Source organism: Nocardiopsis lucentensis DSM 44048, assembly GCF_000341125.1.
In the GTDB taxonomy this organism is placed as follows: Bacteria; Actinomycetota; Actinomycetes; order Streptosporangiales; family Streptosporangiaceae; genus Nocardiopsis; species Nocardiopsis lucentensis.
Genome location: NZ_ANBC01000531.1, coordinates 5,448 through 6,634 on the forward strand (window position 1 = coordinate 5,448; position 1,187 = coordinate 6,634).

The following is a 1,187-nucleotide window of genomic DNA, read 5'->3' on the forward strand; positions in this document are numbered from 1 at the left end:
GCCCGCGGGGTGGGCCCGACCCCGGCCGGGACGCGTTCGGCGGTGGCCGTGAGCGAGGTCAGGAAGGCCGCCGGGTCGGTGCCGGGGGTCAGGACGGCGCTGGCGGCCAGGCGGCCGTGGCGGACGACGCAGGTCTCCCACCCCGTTCCTCCGGGACGCGAGGCGACCAGGTGCGGGACGGCGGCGATGGCGGACAGGCGTTGCGCGCGCCGGGCGCCGCGCAGGAACGCCACGAGCCGGTCGCGGTGCGCGGCCGCCTCCTCGTAGCGCAGGTCGGCGGAGAGTTCGGCGATGCGACTGGTGTGGGCGGTCATGACGGCTCCCGGGTCCCCGGTCATCGCGGAGCGGGCGGCGTCGGCGTGGACGGTGTAGCCGGTGTGGCTCTCGGTGCCGTCGCACGGGGCGCCGCACCGGCCGAGTTGGGCGAGGACGCAGGGATCGACCAGCCGGTCCCCGGCGCGGGAGGCCAGCGGCCGCCCACCGGGGACCGGGGTGAACGTGTGGGTGCACTGGCGCAGCGGGAACGCGTGCAGGAGCGCCTCCTTGGCCCGTTCGGCCTCCTTCGCCGAGGAGTAGGGGCCCAGGTAGGGGGCGCCGTCGTCGCGGACCGCGCGCACCACCGACAGCCGGGGGTAGGCGTCGGTGGTGAGTTTGACCCAGAAGACCCGTTCGGGGTTGCGCGACCTGCGGTTGTAGGGCGGTTTGCGCTCGGCGATGATCCGCAGCTCCCGGACCGAGGCCTCCAGGTCGGTCGTGCAGACGATGGGGGTGACGCCCTCCACGAGCGCGGTCATCTCCCGGATGCGCTGGCGGTTCTCGGCCGCGGTGAAGTACGACCGCACGCGTCGGCGCAGGTTGGCGCTCTTGCCCACGTAGAGGGTGGCGCCGCGCGCGTCGGTGAAGACGTACACCCCCGGTTCCTCGGGCAGGTCCTCGGCCAGGTGGCGCCGGGCCCGCTGGGCGCGGCTGGCGGGCTTGGTGACCGCGCGCAGCTCCTCCAGGCTCTGCACCCCGGCGGGGGCGAGGCGCTCGATGAGTCCGTGCAGGACCCCGACGGTGGCGCGGGCGTCGTCCAGGGCGCGGTGGGTGGGGGTGGTGGTCACGCCGAAGTGCGCGGCGAGCGTGCCGAGCCGGTGGTCGCGGACCTGACCGCGGTCGAGCGCGGCGCGGGCCAGCCGCAGGGGGTC

At 76.1% G+C, this 1,187-nt stretch carries 1 protein-coding gene (only partly in view); it reads right to left on the reverse strand.

Translation table 11 applies throughout. From position 1 onward, the window contains the following. On the reverse strand, positions 1-1,181 hold the 5' portion of the coding sequence (locus D471_RS35070; RefSeq protein ID WP_449406571.1) for a DEDD exonuclease domain-containing protein. Its footprint begins 169 nt before the window's first position; the window shows 1,181 of its 1,350 coding nt (coding positions 1-1,181); the start codon lies at positions 1,179-1,181; the stop codon falls past the left edge of the window. Positions 1,182-1,187 lie beyond the last annotated feature (6 nt).